The sequence below is a fragment of the Burkholderia sp. BCC1640 genome, from assembly GCF_902833125.1.
Classification (GTDB): domain Bacteria; phylum Pseudomonadota; class Gammaproteobacteria; order Burkholderiales; family Burkholderiaceae; genus Burkholderia; species Burkholderia diffusa.
The window spans coordinates 1-241 of sequence record NZ_CADFEF010000211.1 but is presented as its reverse complement, the minus strand read 5'-3'; the positions used below and the strand labels follow the sequence as shown (position 1 = coordinate 241).

1 pseudogene is annotated in these 241 nt (G+C 67.6%); it reads right to left on the bottom strand.

The annotated features are described in order from the left end of the window. A pseudogene (locus HWX25_RS33245) lies at positions 1-241 on the bottom strand (IS21 family transposase); the annotation flags it as partial.

Here is a 241-nt window from a genome sequence, read left to right as displayed (position 1 = left end):
TTTCCGGCACCAGCGCCAGAACTTTCGCCATCACGCGCTCGCCGCCCGTTTCGCGCAGCAGCGCGCGGCGCAGGCGTTGCAGCGGCTCGGGCATATCCAGAAACGGCGCGCCGTTGCGCAGTGCGCCGGGCTTGCGCTGGATCAGCGGAATGTAGTGCTGCCAGTCGTAGCGCACCAGACCTTCGTCAGCCAGCCGTTCGTGTTCGGCCACCACGGCGTCATCACCCACCACAACGACGCG